The sequence below is a fragment of the Pseudomonas guariconensis genome, from assembly GCF_024127895.1.
GTDB classification, from domain to species: Bacteria; Pseudomonadota; Gammaproteobacteria; order Pseudomonadales; family Pseudomonadaceae; genus Aquipseudomonas; species Aquipseudomonas guariconensis_B.
In genome coordinates, this window is the sequence record NZ_JAMYBK010000002.1 from 418054 (window position 1) to 436232 (window position 18179).

An 18179-nucleotide genomic window follows, 5' to 3' on the forward strand; every position below is an offset into this window, starting at 1 on the left:
GAGGGGAGGCCAGGCTGTACCGCAGCCTGCAGCCTCCCCGAGCGTTTCTGGACTAAGCATGAGAATACTGATCATTGGGCCCAGCTGGGTTGGCGACATGGTAATGGCGCAAACCCTGTTCCAGTGCCTGAAACAGCAGCACCCCGAATGCGTGATCGATGTGCTGGCGCCCGAATGGAGCCGGCCGATCCTCGAGCGCATGCCCGAGGTGCGCCAGGCCTTGAGCTTCCCGCTCGGCCACGGCGTGCTGGAGCTGGCCACGCGCCGGCGCATCGGCAAATCGCTGGCCGGCCAGTACGACCAGGCGATCCTCCTGCCCAACTCGCTGAAATCGGCGTTGGTGCCGTTCTTCGCCGGCATCCCCAAGCGCACCGGCTGGCGTGGCGAGATGCGCTATGGCCTGCTCAACGATGTGCGCACCCTGGACAAGGCGCGCTATCCCCTGATGATCGAGCGCTTCATGGCCCTGGCCTATGCGCCAGGCGTCGAGCTGGCGCAACCTTATCCACGGCCGACCCTGCAGATCGAGGCGCAGAGCCGCGATGCCGCCCTGGCCAAGTTCGGCCTGGAGCTGGACCGGCCGGTGCTGGCGCTGTGTCCGGGCGCGGAGTTCGGCGAGGCCAAGCGCTGGCCGGCCGAGCATTACGCCGAGGTGGCCGATGCGATGATCCGCCAGGGCTGGCAGGTCTGGCTGTTCGGTTCGAAGAACGACCACCCGGTGGGCGAGTCGATCCGCGACCGGCTGATCCCAGGTTTTCGTGAGGAGTCGACCAACCTGGCCGGTGAAACCTCCCTGGCCGAAGCCATCGACCTGTTGTCGTGCGCCGCTGCAGTGGTGTCCAACGACTCCGGCCTGATGCACGTGGCTGCCGCGCTCAACCGCCCGCTGGTGGCGGTCTATGGCTCGACCTCGCCGGGCTTCACCCCGCCGCTGGCCGAACAGGTGGAGATCGTGCGCCTGGGGATCGAATGCAGCCCCTGCTTCGACCGCACCTGCCGCTTCGGCCACTACAACTGCCTGCGCCTGCTGGAGCCGCAGAAAGTGATCGCCGCCCTGCACAGCCTGGGCGGGCCGAACCTGATCGATACCGTGACCGAGGTCGACTAAGTGCGGGTCCTGATCATCAAGACGTCGTCGCTGGGCGATGTGATCCACACCCTCCCGGCACTCACCGATGCCGCCCATGCCATCCCTGGGATCCGCTTCGACTGGGTGGTGGAAGAAGGCTTCGCCGAGATCCCCAGTTGGCATCCGGCCGTCGACCAGGTGATCCCGGTGGCCATCCGCCGCTGGCGCAAGAACATCTGGCAGACCCTCAAGAGCGGCGAATGGCGGGCGTTCAAACAACGCCTGCGGGCGCAGCGGTACGACCTGGTGATCGATGCCCAGGGCCTGGTCAAGTCGGCCTGGCTGACCCGCTACGTCAAGGCGCCGGTGGCCGGGCTGGACCGCTATTCGGCCCGCGAAGGCTGGGCCAGCCGCTTCTACGACCGGCGCCTGTCGGTCGCCGTCGGCCAGCATGCGGTGGAGCGGGTGCGCCAGCTGTTCGCCCTGGCCCTGGCCTACGACCTGCCGGAAGGCCTCGGCCGCTACGGCCTGGACCTCGACCGCTTGCAACTGCCGCCCGCCGCACCCTACGTGGTGTTCCTGCATGGCACCACCTGGGCCACCAAGCACTGGCCCGAGGCCTACTGGCGTGAACTGGCCGAGCGCATGGGCCGGCGCAAGCTGCAGGTGTGCCTGCCCTGGGGCAACCAGGCCGAGAAGGACCGCGCCGAGCGCATCGCCCAGGGCCTGGACAACTGCCAGGTGCTGCCGCGCCTGAACCTGGCCGGCGTCGCCCGCGTGCTGGCGGCGGCCAAGGCCTGCGTGGCGGTGGACACCGGCCTGGGCCACCTGGCCGCGGCGCTGGACGTGCCGACCATTTCGCTGTTCGGCCCCACCAACCCTGGCCTGACCGGTGCCTACGGACGTGCCCAGGTCCACCAGGCCAGCGATTTTCCCTGCGCGCCCTGCCTGCAGAAGAAATGCACCTACAAGCCGAGCGCCGAGGACCTGCGCCGGTTCGATCTCAAACGCGAGTGGCCGCTGTGCTTCACTCGCCTGAATCCCGAGCATGTGGCGAGCCGCTTGAGCGCGTTGCTGCTGGCTGAGGATGTTCGTTGATGCAACTGGCTTTCGTGCTTTACAAATACTTCCCCTTCGGCGGGCTGCAGCGCGATTTCATGCGCATTGCCCTGGAGTGCCAGAAGCGAGGCCACCAGATCCGTGTCTACACGCTGATCTGGGAGGGCGATGTTCCACCAGGCTTCGAGGTGCTGGTGGCACCGGTCAAGGCGCTGTTCAACCACCGCCGCAACGAGAAGCTCAGCGCCTGGATGGCCGAGGACCTGGCAAAGCGCCCGGTCGATCGCCTGATCGGCTTCAACAAGATGCCGGGCCTGGACGTCTACTACGCCGCCGATGGCTGTTTCGAGGACAAGGCCCAGACCCTGCGCGGCGGCCTGTACCGGCGCTGGGGCCGCTACCGGCATTTCGCCGAGTACGAGCGTGCGGTGTTCGCCAAGGAGGCTGCCACCGAGATCCTGATGATCTCCGAGGTGCAGCAGCCGTTGTTCATCAAGCACTACGGCACGCCGCAGGCGCGTTTCCACCTGCTGCCGCCGGGCATCTCCCAGGACCGCCGGCGGCCGGCCGACGCCGATGCGATACGCGCCGAGTTCCGCAAGGCATTCGGCCTGGGTGACGACGATTTGCTGCTGGTGCAGATCGGTTCGGGCTTCAAGACCAAGGGCGTCGACCGCAGCCTCAAGGCCCTGGCCGCGCTGCCGTCGGCCCTGCGCAAGCGCACCCGGTTGATGGTCATCGGCCAGGACGACCCCAAGGTGTTCCAGTTGCAGAGCGCCACGTTGGGGTTGGGCGAGCAGGTGCAGTTCCTCAAGGGGCGCAGCGATATCCCACGCTTTCTGCTCGGCGCTGACCTGCTGATCCACCCGGCCTACAACGAGAACACCGGCACCGTGCTGCTGGAGGCCCTGGTGGCCGGCCTGCCGGTGCTGGTCTCCCAGGTCTGCGGCTATGCGCACTACATCGCCGAGGCCAATTGCGGCCTGGTGCTGGACGAGCCTTTCGAACAGCAGCAACTCGACACCTACCTGCAACGCATGCTCGAGGATGGCCAGGCCCGTGCCGCCTGGTCGCACAATGGGTTGGCCTTCGCCGACAGCGCCGACCTGTACAGCATGCCGCAGCGTGCTGCCGACGTGATCCTGGGTCAGGAGACCGCATGAAGCTGATACTGGCCGAACCCTTCAAGCGCCTGTGGGCCGGGCGCGACCCCTTCGATGCTGTGGAGGCCCTGCAAGGCCAGGTGTTCCGTGAGTTGGAGGGGCGCCGTACCTTGCGCACCGAGGTCGAGGGCGAAGGCTACTTCGTCAAGATCCACCGTGGCATCGGCTGGGGCGAGATCTTCAAGAACCTGTTCAGCGCCAAGCTGCCGGTGCTCGGTGCTGGCCAGGAGTGGCGGGCCATCCAGCGCCTGCACGAGGTCGGCGTGCCGACCATGACCGCCGTGGCCTATGGCGAGCGGGGCAGCAACCCGGCGACCCAGCACTCGTTCATCGTCACCGAGGAACTGGCGCCGACCATCAGCCTGGAAGACTTCAGCCTCGACTGGACCAAGCAGCCGCCACCCGTGCGCCTGAAGCACGCGCTGATCGCCGAGGTGGCGCGCATGACCGGTGCCATGCACCGTGCCGGGGTCAACCATCGCGACTGCTACATCTGCCACTTCCTGCTGCACACCGACCGCCCGGTGACGCCCGAGGACCTGAAGCTCTCGGTGATCGACCTGCACCGTGCCCAGACCAGGGCCCGCATCCCTCGCCGCTGGCGCGACAAGGACCTGGCGGCCCTGTACTTCTCGGCCCTGGACATCGGCCTGACTCGCCGCGACAAGCTGCGTTTCCTGCGTGGCTACTTCCAGCGCCCCCTGCGCCAGGTCCTGGCCGACGAAGCCGTGCTGCTCGCCAGGCTCGAGCGCAAGGCGCAGAAACTCTACGATCGCAAGCAACGCTATGGAGACGCGCTCTGATGGCGGGATGGACACTGGCGCCAGGCTACGAGCGCCTGGCGGCGGACTTCGGCAGCCTCGAGGCGGTGTTCGCCCTCGAGGGCGAACGCCTGACCCATGACCCGCTCAGCGAGGTCATCCGTATCCAGCGCGAAGGGGTCAACTACTACGTCAAGCGCTACACCGGTGCCGGCAAGGCCCTGCGTCGCTACATGGGGCGGCCGCGCATCAAGGCCGAGTGGCAGAACCTCAAGCAGTTCGCCAAGTGGGATATCCCGACCGCCGAGGTGGTGGCCTGGGGGCTGGAGCGCAAGGGCCTGGCCTTCGGCCGCGGGGCGATGATCACCCGCGAGCTGCCGCGTACCGAAGACCTCTCGGCGCTGGCCGAACGCAACGACCCGCGCCTGGCTGACCGCGCCTGGGTCGACCATGTCAGCCGCCAGCTGGCACGGCATACCCGGGTCATGCACGATCACCACTTCGCCCATAACGACCTGAAGTGGCGTAACCTGCTGGTCGACGACCAGGCCACGGTGTTCTTCATCGACTGCCCGACCGGTGATTTCTGGCGTGGCTTCATGTTGCGCCACCGGGTCATCAAGGACCTGGCATGCCTGGACAAGGTCGCCAAATACCATCTGTCGGCAACCCAGCGGTTGCGCTTCTACCTGCAATACCGCGGGCACGAGCGGCTCAACGCACGGGACAAGCGGCGCATCCGCCAGGTGGTGAGATTTTTCGAGGGAAGGGAATGACCGATTACCTGGCCAGTGCCGACGAGGCGCTGCTGCAACGGCATGGCCTGAGCGACTTCGAGGCGCTGTGGGCGCTGCAGCTCGATGCCGTGGACGAACCCAATACCGGCCGTGGCGGCTGGAGCAGCGTCTTTCGCCTGGAGCTGGAAGGCAAGGGGTTCTACCTCAAGCGCCAGAGCGACTACCTCACGCGCACCCTGTACCGCCCCTTCGGCGAGCCGACCTTCGCCCGCGAATTTCGCAACATCAGCCGTTACCGGAAACTGAACATCCCGGCCTTGCAGGCCGTCTTCTACGGCGAGCGCAAGGGTAACGGCCAACACCGCGCCATTCTCATGACCCGCGCCCTGGACGACTGGAGCGACCTGGAAAGCCTGTTGGCCCAGTGGCCGCAACTGCAGCCGGCAACACGCCAAGGCATCCTCCAGGCCTGCGGCACCCTGGCGCGCACGCTGCACGCCGCCGGGCAGTTGCATGGTTGCTTCTACCCCAAGCACATCTTCCTGCGTGAGCGCCGCGAGGGCTGGCAGGCACAGCTGATCGACCTGGAGAAGACCCGCCCGCTGCTGTTCGGCATGCGTGACCGGCTCAAGGACCTGGAGCCGTTGCTGCGCCGTGCCCGGGCCTGGAGCGAGGCGGACGTGCGTACCTTGCTGGCGGCCTACCTGCAGCAGCCGGCCGACAGTTCGCTGGTCGATACCTGGTTGCAGCGCCTAGGGCGCCGCCGTCGTGAAAAGGAGGCCCGCTGATGCGTTTGCCTGAACTGAAGGACGCCGGGCGCAGCCCGACGCTGCCCCTGACCGTGACCCTGGCCGATGCCGCTGGCAGCGCTGACCTGCAATTGCTCAGCCTGCTGCGCGTGTTGCCGGGCCAACGCTATGTCGGCGCCGGCATCTGGCGTGGCACGCCGGTGCTGGCCAAGCTGCTGGTCGGCAACAGCGCCGCCCGGCATTTCCAGCGTGAGCTCGAAGGCGCCCGGCTGATGGCCGCCCAAGGCCTGACCACCCCGCAGCTGCTGGCTGACGGCCTCAAGGAGGGCGAGGGTGGTTGGCTGCTGTTCGAGTTCCTCGAAGGCGCCGAGAGCCTGGCCGATGCCTGGGCCAAGGTGCAGGACCTGCCCGTGCTGGCCGACGAGCAGCAACAGGTGCTCGGCGAGGCGCTCGCCGCAGTCGCGCACATGCATGCCAAGGGGTTGTGGCAGGAAGACCTGCACTTGGACAACCTACTGCGCCATGACGGCCGGCTGTACCTGATCGACGGTGCTGGCATCAAAGCCGAGACGCCGGGCCAGCAACTGTCGCGCCAGCGGGTGCTGGAGAACCTCGGGGTGTTCTTCGCCCAGTTGCCCAAGCGCCTGGAACCGTTCATCGAAGAGCTGCTGGTGCACTACCTGCTGGCCAACGCCGAGCACGCCTTGCCGCTGGAAGCCCTGCAGAAGCAGGTGGACAAGGTGCGCAGCTGGCGCCTGAAGGATTACCTGGAGAAGGCCGGGCGCGAATGCACGTTGTTCAGTGTCGAGCGCAGCCTGTCGGGGCTGCGGGCGATCCGCCGGGCTGAGGTGGACGCCATGCTGCCGGTGCTGGCCCAGGCCGATGCACTGATCGACCAGGGCCACCTGTTCAAGACCGGTGGGGCCGCCAGCGTGGCACGCATCGACGTGGGCGGTCGTGCGCTGGTGCTCAAGCGCTACAACATCAAGAACACTGCCCATTGGTTCAAGCGCTTCTGGCGCCCGAGCCGGGCCTGGCATTCATGGATCGAGGGGCACCGCCTGGCGTTTCTCGACATCGCCACGCCACGGCCGCTGGCAGTGCTGGAGCAGCGGGTCATGGGCCTGCGCAGCCGGGCTTACCTGGTCACTGAATATGCCGATGGCCCGGACTTGATCGAGTGTTTCCAGCCCTATGTGGAAAGCGGCGAAGCGCCCGAGGAGCAGGTGCAGGCCCTGGTGCACCTGATGCAGCAGTTGGTCCGTGAGCGCATCAGCCATGGTGACATGAAGGGGCACAACCTGTTCTGGCTGGATGGGCAGTGGTCGTTGATCGACCTCGATGCCATGTGCCAGCACGCCACGCAGCTCAGCTTCGCCCCAGCTTATGCCCGGGACCGGGCGCGGTTGCTGCGCAACTGGCCGAGCGGCAGTGCCTTGCACCGGCGCCTGGATGAGGTGTTGCCGCGATTGGGGGCGTGAGGTTCCTGCTGGATCGTGGGGCCGCTTCGCGGCCCCAATGGGCGCCAAGACAGCGAGCCTCCCCAAGGCTCATCCCCGTCGCCACAACCCGCGCACCCCCAGCACCGCCGGTATCCCCAGCCCCAGCCAGGACAGCACGTCCCACCCACCATCCCCCAGCAGCGCGGCGAACAGCCCCACGGCGCCGAGCACGGCGATCAGCGCCGGCCAGGCGAAGATCCGTCGGCTCGACTGCGACCTGTGGCTCATGCCTGCACCTCCCGAGCCTTGCGCTGCTTGCCCCACCACAGGTACAGACCGCTGCCGAGCACGACGATGGTCAGCACATCGAGCACTGCCCAGAGGATCTGCATCGGCCGCCCGCCGTAGTCGCCGAAGTGCAGTGGCTGCGACAGGCCCATGGCGTCCATGTACCAGGGGCGGTCGCCCACGGCGGTGACCTGCAGGGTTTGTGCATCGATCAGCACCGGGGTCAGCAGGTGCGAGGTCAGGTGCGTGGCGCCTTTCATGAACACGGCGTAGTGGTGCTCGCTGGAAAAGCGTGTGCCGGGGAAGGCGATGAAGTCCGGGTGCATGCCCGGGGCGGCCTCGGCGGCGATGTCCAGCAGGCGGTCGGCCGGGGCGCGCGCGGTGAGCGGCGGCGCATCGCGATAGGGGGCGACCATCGCTGCCAGGCTTTCGTTGCGCCAGGCGGCGATGACCAGGTCGGCACAGGCGCTGATCACCCCGGTGACGCCGACCACCAGGGCCCAGGTCAGGGTGACGATGCCGATCAGGTTGTGCAGGTCGAGCCAGCGCAAGCGCCGCGACTTGTCGTGGCGTACCGTGGCGAACGCCAGACGGCGCATGAACGGTGCGTAGAGCACGGTGCCGGAGACGATCGCCACGACGAACAGCACACCCATGAAGGCCAGCAGCAGCTTGCCCGGCAGGCCGGCGAACATGTCCACGTGCAGGCGCAGCATGGTCATCATGAAGCCACCGTTGGCGGCCGGCATGGCCACCGCCTCGCCGGTGCGGGCATCGAGCATGAAGGTGTGCGAGGCGTTGGGCTCGGTGCCGGCGGTGGCCGCCATGATCGCCACCACGCCGTTGCGGTCGTCCTCGTCGTAGCCGAAGTACTGCATCACCTCGCCGGGGCGATGGGCCTCGGCCTTCAGGACCAGCTGTTGCAGGTCCAGGTGCGGGGTGTCTGCGGGCATTTCACGCAGTTCGGGGGCATCGCCCAGCAGGTGTTCCAGCTCATGGTGGAAGATCAGTGGCAGGCCGGTCAGCGCCAGTAACAGCAGGAACAAGGTGCAGACCAGGCTGCTCCAGGTATGGATCACGGACCAGCGGCGGATGGTTCGGCTTTTCATCACGGCTCCGGGGTGTCGCGAAAAGGGGCGCAACGCGCCCCCGCCTTCAGAACTTGTAGTTGACGCTGGCCACCACGTTGCGCTCGTCGCCGTAGTAGCACCAGTAGCCATCACAGTTGGACAGATAGTCCTTGTTGAACAGGTTCTTCGCTTCCACAGCTACGCTCAGGCCTTTCATGCTGTTGTCCAGGCGGCCCAGGTCGTAGTGGACCGAGGCGTCGTACACCGTGTAGGAGCTGACATGGGCAAGCTCAGTGTTGGCCGTGTTGCCGTAGGTATCGCCGACGTAGCGCACGCCGCCGCCGATGCCGAAGCCGTCCAGCAGGCCGCTGTGCCAGGTGTAGTCGGCCCACAGGGTGGCCTGGTTGCGCGGGATCAGGGCCATGCGGTTGCCTTTCTCGGTGGCTAGGCCTTTGCGGATCTCGGTGTCGGTGTAGGTGTAGGACGCGACGGTCTTGAAGTTCTCGGTCAGTTGGCTGGTGGCCTCCAGTTCCAGGCCGCGCACCTGCAGCTCGCCGACCTGGCGGGTGATGCTGCCTTCAGTGACCCGCACGTTCTTTTGGCGCAGGTCATAGACGGCGGCGGTGAGCAGGGTGTCGCTGCCCACCGGCTGGAACTTCACCCCCACTTCGTACTGGCGGCCTTCGGTGGGCTCGAAGGATTGGGCTGAGTCGACGTTGGCGCCGCTGGCCGGTTGGAACGACTCGGTGTAGGAGACATAGGGGGTCACGCCGTTGTCGAACACGTAGCTCAGGCCGACGTTACCGCTGAAGGCCTTGTCACGTTGGGTGTTGGTGGCGTCGGCCTTGTTGTGGAACACGGTGCCGGTGTGCACCCAGTCCTCGCGCCCGCCGAGGGTCAGGCGCCAGTTGTCCAGGGCCATCTGGTCCTGGATATAGACGCCGGTCTGGTAGGTTTTCTGACCGAAGTCCTGCATGGCGAAGTAGGTGACATTGGACATGTCGGCGCCGTAGATCGGGCGCACGACATTGATCGGTGGCACGCCCAGGCCATACAGCCATTGGTAGTTGGTATTCGAGCGCTGGTGGTCCAGGCCCATCAGCAGGGTGTGATCGACGGCGCCCGTCTGGAAGTTGGCCTGCAGGTTGTTGTCCACGGCGAACTGGCTGATGTCTTCATTGACGATGCCGGACTCGCGGTTGACGTTGCCATCGGCGTCGATGTTGTTGACCGTAGCAACGTTGACTGCCTGGAATTCCAAGTCGCTCTTGGTGTAGCGCAGGTTCTGGCGGAACTGCCAGGTGTCGTTGAAACGGTGCTCGAAGCCATAGCCCAGGGCGTAGTAGGTGCGGTCGTAGAAGTCCCAGTCCGGCTCGCCCAGGTTCTTGTGGTGGGAGATCTTGCCCACCGGCGAGCCCAGCTTGGTGCCCTGCAGCGGCAGGAACTGCCCGGTGATGCCAGTATCGTCGCGGGTGTACTGAGAGATGAAGGTCAGCTTGGTGTCTTCATCGATGTTCCAGGTCAGGCTGGGGGCGATGTTGTAGCGCTTGTCCGGGATGTGGTCGATGGGCGAGTTGCTGTCGCGCACCACGCCACTGACGCGGTAGAGAAAGCGGCCTTCGTCGTCGATCTTGCCGGTGCTGTCGAAGTTGATCTGCTTGTGCTCGTTGCTGCCGACCTGGGCCTCGATCTGGTGGGCACGTTCGGCCTGCGGGCGGCGGCTGACCATGTCGAGCATACCGCCGGGTGGCGTCTGGCCGTAGACGGATGATGCCGGGCCACGCAGCACGGTGATGCGTTCGAGGTTCCACGGCTCGACCTTGGGGTTGGCGAAGGAGCCTTTGGGCAGCGGCAGGCCGTCGAGAAACTGAGTCGGGTCGAAGCCGCGCACTCGCAGCCAGTCGGCACGGGAGTCGGAGCCGTAGCCGCTGCTCTGCACGCCGGCGGTGTAGCGCAAGGCGTCGTTGAGGTTGAGGACCTGGCGGTCGTCCAACTGCTGGCGGGTGATCACCGACAGCGAGCGGGGCGTCTCGACGATAGGTGTGTCGGTCTTGGTGCCGGCGGCAGTGCGGGTGGCCGCGTAGCCGCTGGATGCGCCCCAGGCGCTTTCATAGTCGCCGGTGGCGTTGATGGCGGTTTCCGGCAACGCCAGGCTGCCTTCGGGCGTGGCCACCAGGCTGTAGCTGCCGACGCTGCTCTGTTGCAGTTGCAGGCCGGTGCCGCGCAGGGCGGCCTGCAGGGCGCCGAGGGCATCGTACTGGCCGTTGACCGGCGCTGACTGGCGGCCGCTGACCAGGGCCGGGTCGATGGCCAGGGCGATGCCGGCCTGGCTGGCGATCTGGTTCAGGGTGCTGGCCAGCGGCGCGCTGGGCAGGTCGTAGGCGTGCATGCCGGACTGTTCGGCGGCGTGTAGGGCAGGGCTGGCCAATGGGCTGGCCAGGGCGATGGCCAGGGCCATCAGGCTGGGGCGCAGGAATGAATCAACGGCACGGGACATGCAGCGGCTCCTCGACGGATAAGTGCTAACTGCTTCCTTGCCGAACGAGATTGGGAAAGTGACAGGGGTGGTGGAAAAAAAGTTGCGAGTGGCGAGTTGGGCGCTGTAAGAGGGCAGGGACAATGCCGTTTCAGCTGCCAGGGGGCTGCAACGCAGCCCCAATACCGCGGGTGTTTATTTTTTGACCACTGTCACCCACCAGGGTGTATGCCGCTCGATCTTCACCGGCAGTGCCGGCAGCAGCGAGGCCAGGGCCAGGTCGGTGTCGGTCAGTGGGAAGCTGCCGGTCACCCGCAGGTCGGCGACTTCGGCGGCGACGCCCAAGTGCCCCTTGCGGTAACGGCCAAGCTCGGCCACCAGGTCGGCCAGGCGTACGTTGTCCACCACCAGCATGCCGTGGGTCCAGGCATCGGCGCCGATGGCCACTGGGTTGACCTGGCCGAGGCCATCGCTGGTCATCAGTACCTGCTGGCCCTCGCGCAGGACCTGCTCGTCGCCGCTGTTCGACGGGCGTGCGGCCACCGAGGCTTGCAGCACCTCCAGGCGGGTACCCTGCTCCTCGCGCTTGACCAAGAAGCGTGTACCCAGCGGCCGCAGGCGGCCGTCGTCGGTGCGCACCAGCAACGGGCGGCTGTCCTGGTGGCCGGTTTCGACGGAAATCTCCCCCTGGTGCAGGACGATCAGCCGCTGTTCGCCGGCATAGTCGATGTCCACCGCGGTATGGGTGTTCAGGCTCAGCAGGGTGCCGTCCTCCAGGCGCAGGGTGCGCAGTTCGCCGGTGCCGGTGCGCTGGTCGGCCAGCCAGTAGCCCGGCGACAGCGACGGTGCGCCGGCCCAGGCCAGCAGCACGCCCACCAGCAGCATGCCGGCCAGCCCACCGCCGAGCTTGGCGACCCGCCGCCGCAGGCCGGCGCGCGACTGCAGCAGGGCATGGCGCGCAGGGCCGGCGGCGGCACTGACACGCTGGTCGAGCATGCCCAACTGGCGCCAGGCGCGGGCATGCTCCTCGCTGGCGGCATGCCAGCGCATGAATTCGCTGCGCTCGTCGGGGCTGCCGTTGCCTTCGTCAAGGCACAGCTTCCAGGCAATGGCGGCATCCAGGACCTTGGCCGAGACCGGCGTGGTATTCACGTCGGCTCCCCGTAGAGCGCGACGTAGCACTGGCGCATGGCCTGGGCGATGTACTGGCGCACCCTCGACACCGAAACCCCCAGGCGTTCGGCGATCTCGGCATGGCCCATGCCGTCCAGGCGGTTGTGCAGGAAGGCCGCGCGCGCCTTGCTCGACAGCTTGCCGAGCAGGCGGTCGATGGCCTTGAGGTCTTCGAGGATCAGGTGCTGGGCTTCCGGGGACGGTTGCTCGGCCTCCGGCAGGCGTGCCAGCTCCGCCAGGTAGGCCTGTTCCAGGGCCGCGCGGCGGAAGTGGTCGAACAGCAGCCCCTTGGCCACTGCCACGAGGAAGGCGCGGGGTTCGCGGGGCGCGGCCAGTTGCTCGCGGCCGAGCAGGCGCACGAAGGTGTCCTGGCTCAGGTCTTCGGCGCGCTGGCGGCAGGCGGTGCTGCGTTGCAGCCAGGCCAGCAGCCAGCCGCGATGATCGCGGTACAGCGTACCGACCAGCTCGGCGTGTGGGCTCTGCGCAGACGACAAGAAGCGTCCCCCCGGAACGAATGCGTTAACTAACGATAATTATTCGCGATTGTCGCAGAGCTTAGGGGCGCGGTGCAATTGACGCTTATCGGATTGCCATCACCCACCCTGATGCTGGGCGTTGCGCCGACGCCACTGCTGCAGGCGCAAGTTCAGTTGCAGCGGGCTGTCGAGCTGCTGGCGGCGGGCCTGGCTGAACAGGATAAGCGCCAGTTCGGCGGTGACCTGGGCATCGGCGCTGGCGTGGTGGCGTTCTTCCACCTGCAGGCCGAAGCGTGCGATCCAGTCGTCGAGGCTGGCCTCGCGCAATACGGTGTCAGGGTTGAGCATCGGCGCCAGTTCGGCCACGTCGAAGAAGGGATGCTGCAGACGATAGCCGAGGCTGTCTTTCAGGGCCCGGGCCAGCATGCGCTGGTCGAAGGGGGCATGGAAGGCGAGCACGGGGCTGTCGCCGATGAACGCCAGCAAGTCGAGCAGGGCCTCGGCCGGATCGCAGCCAGCGGCCAAGGCGCTAGGCCCAAGGCCATGGATCAGCACGCTGGGGTTGGTCTTCTGGTCCGGGCGGTGCAGGGTGCGTTCGAACTGCTGGCGGAAATCGATGGCGCCGTCCTCGATGGCCACGGCGCCGATCGACAGCACCTGGTCGCGGTTGACGTTCAGGCCGCTGGTTTCCAGGTCGAGCACCACCCAGCGTTGTTCGCGCAGCGATTTCACGCTCAGGGCCGGGGCCTTGGGCAGGCGTGCCAGGCGTTGGCGCAGGTGGTCGTCCAGGGCGGGCGAGGATGGGCGCAGCCAGGCGAACAGATTCATAGCTGGTACCGCAGGGCCAGGCTGCTCTGCAGGCGCTGGGCCTGGCGTAGGGACTCGCGCAGGATACGCCGGTCCAGGTGGTTGAGGCTGTCCGGGTCGAGCCGGTTGGAGTAGGGCAGGTTGTCGCGGGTCTGGCGCTGGTGCTGTTGCATGCGGGTCTGCTGGATGAAGTGGTAGGCCTCCTCGTAGGCGGCGCCATCGAGCGGGTCGATGACACCCCGGGCCACCAGCTGGCGAAGGCGCTCCAGGGTGTTGCAAGCCTCGATGCCGTTGGCCAGGGCCAGCAGCCGCGCGCCATCGACGAAGGGCGTCAGGCCCTGGACCTTGAGGTCGAGGGTGGCGGTCTTGTCGTTGCCCTGGCGGGTCAGCACGAATTCGCGCAGGCGCCCCACGGGCGGGCGCTGGCGCAGGGCGTTGTTGGCCATCATGCGCTGGAAGAGGCGGTTGCCCTGGACCTGCTCGAGGATCCCCTGGCGCAACTGCGCGCAGCCCTGTTCGTCGCCCCAGACCACCCGCAGGTCGAAGTAGATGCTCGAGCCGAGCAGGTTCTCGGGGCTGGCCTCGCGGATGAAGCCGGCGAAGCGCCGCGCCCATTCGCTGCGAGACAGGCACAGCTCGGGGTTGCCGGCCATGACGTTGCCCTTGCACAGGCTGAACCCGCACTGGGCCAGGCACTGGTTGATGTATTGGGCCAACGGCAGCAGGCGTGCGCGGATCGCGTCGGCCTCGGCGCTGTCGCGGGCGTCGAAGAGAATGCCGTTGTCCTGGTCGGTGTGCAGGGTCTGCTCGCGCCGCCCTTCGCTGCCGAAGCACAACCAGCTGAACGGCACGCCAGGGTCGCCGCGCTCGGCCAGGGCCAGCTCGATCACCCGGCACACGGTGTGGTCGTTGAGCAGGGTGATGATCTGGGTGATCTGGGTCGAGGAGGCGCCGTGGGCCAGCATGCGCTCGACCAGTTGGCCGATCTCGCCGCGCAGCGACACCAGGGTGTCCAGGCGTGGCGCGTGGCGGATGGTGCGGGCCAGGTGAACCAGATCGACCCGCTGCAGGGAGAACAGGTCGCGCTCGGAAATCACGCCGCACAGGCGCAGGTTTTCCACCAGGCAGACGTGGGCGATGTGCCGCTCGGTCATGGCCATGGCGGCATCGAAGGCGCTGGCCTGGGGGCTCAGGTAGAACGGCTTGGCCGTCATGTAGCGATCGATCGGCGCGGACAGCTCGGCGCTGGCATCGGCCACCACCTGGCGCAGGTCGCGCAGGGTGAAGATGCCGATCGGGAAACGCTGCGGATCGACGATGACGATGCTGCCGACCTGCTGTTCATGCATCAGGTGCACGGCCTCGCGCAGGGGCATGTCCGGGGCGCAGACCACCGGGTGGCGCATGGCCAGTTCGCCCAAAGGCGTGTTCAGCGAATACTGGTTGCCCAGGGTTTCCACGGCGCGCTGGCGAACCTGCTGGTTGACCTGGTCGAGCAGGCTGCTGACGCCGCGCAGGGCGAAGTCGCGAAAGGCCTCCGAGAGGGAGAACACGCGGATGAAGGCGGCCTTGTCCAGTTGCAGGCAGAAGGTGTCCTCGCCGGCCAGGTGTTCGGTGCGGGTGGCCCGCTCGCCGAGCAGGGCGGCCAGGGGGAAGCATTCGCCACTGGCGATCTCGAAGGTGGTCTCCACACCAGGCTTGGTGACGTGCTGGCGTTCGCCGATCACACGGCCCTGCTTGACGATGTAGAAGTGCTCCACCGGGCCGTCGGCGGGCTTGATGATGCTTTCGCCGCTGGCGTAGAAGCGCAGTTGGCATTGCTCCACCAGGTAGGCCAGGTGGCTGTGCTCCATCTGGTTGAAAGGCGGAAAACGCTGGAGGAACTGCAGGGTACCTTGAATGTTCTGCAGCACCGCCGTTCTGCCGGCCTGGCTGTAGGCGTCCTTTTTGCTCATGGAACTACCGCATAGGTGTGTCGGCGTAAGTAGACGCCGACCTTGTTGTTCTAAGGCTCCATGGTCGGCCGGCAGCCCTGTGGTGCCCATTGGACGTAAGTCTATAGGACGCGGTGCGACCTGCCGGAATGTGTCGGATGTCAAATAGCCGACAAAAGGCAGCTTGCATAGCGTTGTTTTGCGGTCTGAACTGGGTAAGTGGGATTTTTTTGACGAGATGGACATGGTCGAGCATGAAGACATCCTGAGTGACGCCGAGCGCGAAGCATTGGCCGTGGTGACTGCCCCTCCTGCACCGGCCCAGCAGGTGCTGGTGGTGGACGACAACGCGCTCAGTCGCGAGGCATTGTGCCTTTACCTGAAGAGCAAGGGGATCGAGTGTGTCGACGCCGAGGGTGTCGCGGCGGCGCTCCGGCAACTCAAGCGCAACCCCCGTATCGGCCTGGTGATCACCGATTTGCGCATGGCGCCCACGGATGGCCTGGAACTGATCCGGCGAATTCGTGAATCGGAGCGGGCGGCGCTGTCGATCATCGTGGTGTCGGGCGACACCGATGTGAAGGAGGCGGTGGACGTGATGCACCTGGGAGTGGTGGATTTTTTGCTCAAGCCGGTGGACTTGGGGAGGGTGCTGGAACTGGTGAGGAAGGAGCTGGGGATCGAGTAGATTCATCCAAGTGGGGCCGCAACGCGGCCCCCGGTACGAAGATGTTGCTTACAGCCCATTACGCGCCTTGAACTCGCGGCGACGACGGTGCAGCACCGGCTCGGTATAGCCATTCGGCTGCTTGGCACCCTCGACCACCAGCTCGACTGCCGCCTGGAACGCGACGTTGTCGTCGAAGTTCGGCGCCATCGGGCGGTACTGGGCGTCACCGGCGTTCTGCTTGTCCACCACCGCGGCCATGCGCTTGAGGCTTTCCATGACCTGCTCCTGGCTGACGATGCCATGGCGCAGCCAGTTGGCCAGCAACTGGGCGGAAATCCGCAGGGTGGCGCGGTCTTCCATCAGGCCGACGTCGTTGATGTCCGGCACCTTGGAGCAACCCACGCCCTGGTCGATCCAGCGCACCACGTAGCCGAGGATGCCCTGGGCATTGTTGTCCAGCTCGTTGCGGATCTCCTCGGCCGACCAGTTGGTGTCGGCGGCCAGCGGGATGGTCAGGATATCGTCCACCGATGCGGGGGTACGCTTGGCCAGTTCCGCCTGGCGCGCCTGCACGTCGACCTTGTGGTAGTGCAGGGCATGCAGGGTGGCGGCGGTTGGCGATGGTACCCAGGCGGTGTTGGCTCCGGCCAGCGGGTGAGCGATCTTCTGCTCGAGCATGGCGGCCATCAGGTCGGGCATGGCCCACATGCCCTTGCCGATCTGCGCGCGACCTTGCAGGCCGGTGGCCAGGCCGATGTCGACGTTGTTGTTCTCGTAGGCGCCGATCCACTTCTCGTTCTTCATGGCGCCCTTGCGCACCACGGCGCCGGCTTCCATGGAGGTGTGGATCTCGTCGCCGGTGCGGTCGAGGAAGCCGGTGTTGATGAACACCACGCGCTCGGCGGCGGCCTTGATACAGGCCTTGAGGTTGACCGTGGTGCGGCGCTCCTCGTCCATGATGCCGACCTTCAGGGTGTTGCGTGGCATGCCCAGCAGGTCTTCGACACGGCTGAAGATCTCGGCGGCGAAGGCCACTTCCTCGGGGCCGTGCATCTTCGGCTTGACGATGTAGACACTGCCGGTGCGGCTGTTCTTGCGGCTGGTGTTGCCCTTGAGGTTGTGCAGGGCGATCAGGCTGGTGAACAGGCCGTCCTGGATGCCTTCGGGGATCTCGTTGCCCTGGGCGTCGAGGATCGCCGGGTTGGTCATCAGGTGGCCAACGTTACGCACGAACAGCAGCGAGCGGCCGTGCAGGGTGACGCTGCCGCCGTTTGGCGCGGTGTATTCGCGGTCCGGGTTCATGGTACGGGTGAAGGTCTTGCCACCCTTGGTCACGTTCTCGGCCAGGTCGCCCTTCATCAGGCCCAGCCAGTTGCGATAGACCAGGACCTTGTCGTCGGCATCGACGGCGGCGACCGAGTCTTCGCAGTCCATGATGGTGGTCAGCGCCGATTCCATCAGGATGTCCTTGACGCCCGCGGCATCGGTGCTGCCGACCGGCGTGCTGGCATCGACCTGGATCTCGAAGTGCAGGCCGTTGTGCTTGAGCAGGATGGCGGTCGGAGCCGCGGCGTCGCCGTGGTAGCCGATCAGTTGGGCGTCGTCGCGCAGGCCGCTGTTGCTGCCGCCCTTGAGGGCGACGACCAGCTTGCCGCCTTCGATGCGGTAGCCGGTGGAGTCGACGTGGGAGCCGGCGGCCAGGGGCGCGGCTTCGTCGAGGAAGGCGCGGCCGAAGGCGATGACCTTGTCGCCACGGACCTTGTTGTAGCCCGGGCCTTTCTCGGCGCCGCCTTCTTCGCTGATGGCATCGGTGCCGTACAGCGCGTCATACAGCGAACCCCAGCGGGCGTTGGCGGCGTTGAGGGCGAAGCGGGCGTTCATCACCGGCACCACCAGCTGTGGGCCGGCCATGCGGGCGATCTCTTCGTCCACGTTCTGGGTGGTGGCCTGGAAGTCGTCGACCGGGGGCAGCAGGTAGCCGATTTCCTGGAGGAAGCTCTTGTAGGCCGCGGCATCGTGGGCCTGGCCTTTGCGCGCTTGGTGCCAGGCGTCGATCTTGGCTTGCAGTTCGTCGCGCTTGGCGAGCAGGGCTTTGTTCTTTGCAGCGAGGTCGTTGATGATCTTTTCCGCACCGGCCCAGAACTGCTCGGCGACGATGCCGGTCCCTGGAATGGCTTCGTCGTTGACGAAGTCGTACAGGACCTTGGCGACCTGAAGGCCACCGACTTGAACGTGTTCAGTCATTGCTTGCCTCACTCTGCTCAGCTATTTCGCTCTTCTGTATTAAGCCTGTAGCGCTTCTCTA

Annotated in this window: 16 protein-coding genes; 8 read left to right on the forward strand and 8 right to left on the reverse strand. The window is 66.4% G+C overall.

Annotated features, from left to right (window positions below; genetic code table 11):
* Window positions 1-58: 58 nt before the first annotated feature.
* The 7 genes from waaF to NJF35_RS04440 are packed head-to-tail and all read left to right on the forward strand — an operon-like array spanning window position 59 to window position 7019.
* The gene (gene waaF / locus NJF35_RS04410; RefSeq protein WP_253080215.1) at window positions 59-1108 is read left to right on the forward strand and encodes a lipopolysaccharide heptosyltransferase II; all 1050 of its coding nucleotides are present in this window, start codon (window positions 59-61) and stop codon (window positions 1106-1108) included.
* Entirely contained in the window at window positions 1109-2167 is a 1059-nt protein-coding gene (gene waaC, locus NJF35_RS04415) for a lipopolysaccharide heptosyltransferase I (RefSeq protein WP_253090711.1), read from the forward strand.
* On the forward strand, window positions 2167-3291 hold the full coding sequence (locus NJF35_RS04420; protein ID WP_225786503.1) for a glycosyltransferase family 4 protein: 1125 nt from the start codon (window positions 2167-2169) through the stop codon (window positions 3289-3291). Before waaC ends, NJF35_RS04420 begins: the two co-directional genes overlap by 1 nt.
* Window positions 3288-4094, forward strand: coding sequence for a lipopolysaccharide core heptose(I) kinase RfaP (gene rfaP / locus NJF35_RS04425; protein WP_225786502.1), 807 nt, complete (start codon window positions 3288-3290; stop codon window positions 4092-4094). The genes NJF35_RS04420 and rfaP overlap by 4 nt, the downstream gene beginning before the upstream one ends.
* Window positions 4094-4828 (forward strand): lipopolysaccharide kinase InaA family protein, encoded by a 735-nt coding sequence (locus NJF35_RS04430; protein WP_225786501.1) that lies wholly within the window; start codon window positions 4094-4096, stop codon window positions 4826-4828. Before rfaP ends, NJF35_RS04430 begins: the two co-directional genes overlap by 1 nt.
* The gene (locus tag NJF35_RS04435) at window positions 4825-5577 is read left to right on the forward strand and encodes a lipopolysaccharide kinase InaA family protein (RefSeq protein ID WP_225786500.1); all 753 of its coding nucleotides are present in this window, start codon (window positions 4825-4827) and stop codon (window positions 5575-5577) included. The genes NJF35_RS04430 and NJF35_RS04435 overlap by 4 nt, the downstream gene beginning before the upstream one ends.
* On the forward strand, window positions 5577-7019 hold the full coding sequence (locus NJF35_RS04440) for a lipopolysaccharide kinase InaA family protein (RefSeq protein ID WP_253080214.1): 1443 nt from the start codon (window positions 5577-5579) through the stop codon (window positions 7017-7019). Before NJF35_RS04435 ends, NJF35_RS04440 begins: the two co-directional genes overlap by 1 nt.
* A gap of 69 nt (window positions 7020-7088) precedes the next feature.
* On the opposite strand, the gene NJF35_RS04445 is transcribed toward NJF35_RS04440, so the two are convergent.
* The 7 genes from NJF35_RS04445 to NJF35_RS04475 all read right to left on the reverse strand — a co-directional run bounded on the left by NJF35_RS04445 (window position 7089) and on the right by NJF35_RS04475 (window position 15225).
* Window positions 7089-7268 carry a DUF4175 domain-containing protein gene (locus NJF35_RS04445; RefSeq protein ID WP_225786498.1) on the reverse strand — a complete coding sequence of 60 codons (180 nt, stop codon included), beginning with the start codon at window positions 7266-7268 and terminating at the stop codon, window positions 7089-7091.
* Window positions 7265-8377, reverse strand: a complete 1113-nt coding sequence (locus tag NJF35_RS04450) for a PepSY-associated TM helix domain-containing protein (protein WP_225786497.1) — start codon at window positions 8375-8377, stop codon at window positions 7265-7267. The genes NJF35_RS04445 and NJF35_RS04450 overlap by 4 nt, the downstream gene beginning before the upstream one ends.
* A gap of 46 nt (window positions 8378-8423) precedes the next feature.
* Complete coding sequence (locus NJF35_RS04455; protein WP_253080213.1) at window positions 8424-10835, reverse strand: TonB-dependent siderophore receptor; 2412 nt, start codon at window positions 10833-10835, stop codon at window positions 8424-8426.
* A gap of 174 nt (window positions 10836-11009) precedes the next feature.
* Window positions 11010-11966, reverse strand: a complete 957-nt coding sequence (locus NJF35_RS04460) for a FecR domain-containing protein (protein WP_225786495.1) — start codon at window positions 11964-11966, stop codon at window positions 11010-11012.
* Window positions 11963-12481: an RNA polymerase sigma factor gene (locus NJF35_RS04465; RefSeq protein ID WP_225786494.1), complete on the reverse strand. Its 519-nt coding sequence runs from the start codon at window positions 12479-12481 to the stop codon at window positions 11963-11965. Before NJF35_RS04465 ends, NJF35_RS04460 begins: the two co-directional genes overlap by 4 nt.
* A 99-nt stretch (window positions 12482-12580) precedes the next feature.
* Window positions 12581-13291, reverse strand: a complete 711-nt coding sequence (locus tag NJF35_RS04470) for a PolC-type DNA polymerase III (RefSeq protein WP_253090712.1) — start codon at window positions 13289-13291, stop codon at window positions 12581-12583.
* Window positions 13288-15225: a DUF294 nucleotidyltransferase-like domain-containing protein gene (locus tag NJF35_RS04475; RefSeq protein WP_253090713.1), complete on the reverse strand. Its 1938-nt coding sequence runs from the start codon at window positions 15223-15225 to the stop codon at window positions 13288-13290. Before NJF35_RS04475 ends, NJF35_RS04470 begins: the two co-directional genes overlap by 4 nt.
* 223 nt (window positions 15226-15448) lie before the next feature.
* On the opposite strand from NJF35_RS04475, the gene NJF35_RS04480 reads away from it, so the two are divergent.
* Complete coding sequence (locus NJF35_RS04480) at window positions 15449-15892, forward strand: response regulator (protein WP_410045249.1); 444 nt, start codon at window positions 15449-15451, stop codon at window positions 15890-15892.
* Window positions 15893-15940: 48 nt separating this feature from the next.
* Here the strand turns inward: NJF35_RS04480 and NJF35_RS04485 are convergent, their stop codons facing one another.
* Window positions 15941-18118, reverse strand: coding sequence for a malate synthase G (locus NJF35_RS04485; protein ID WP_225786490.1), 2178 nt, complete (start codon window positions 18116-18118; stop codon window positions 15941-15943).
* Window positions 18119-18179: the final 61 nt, after the last annotated feature.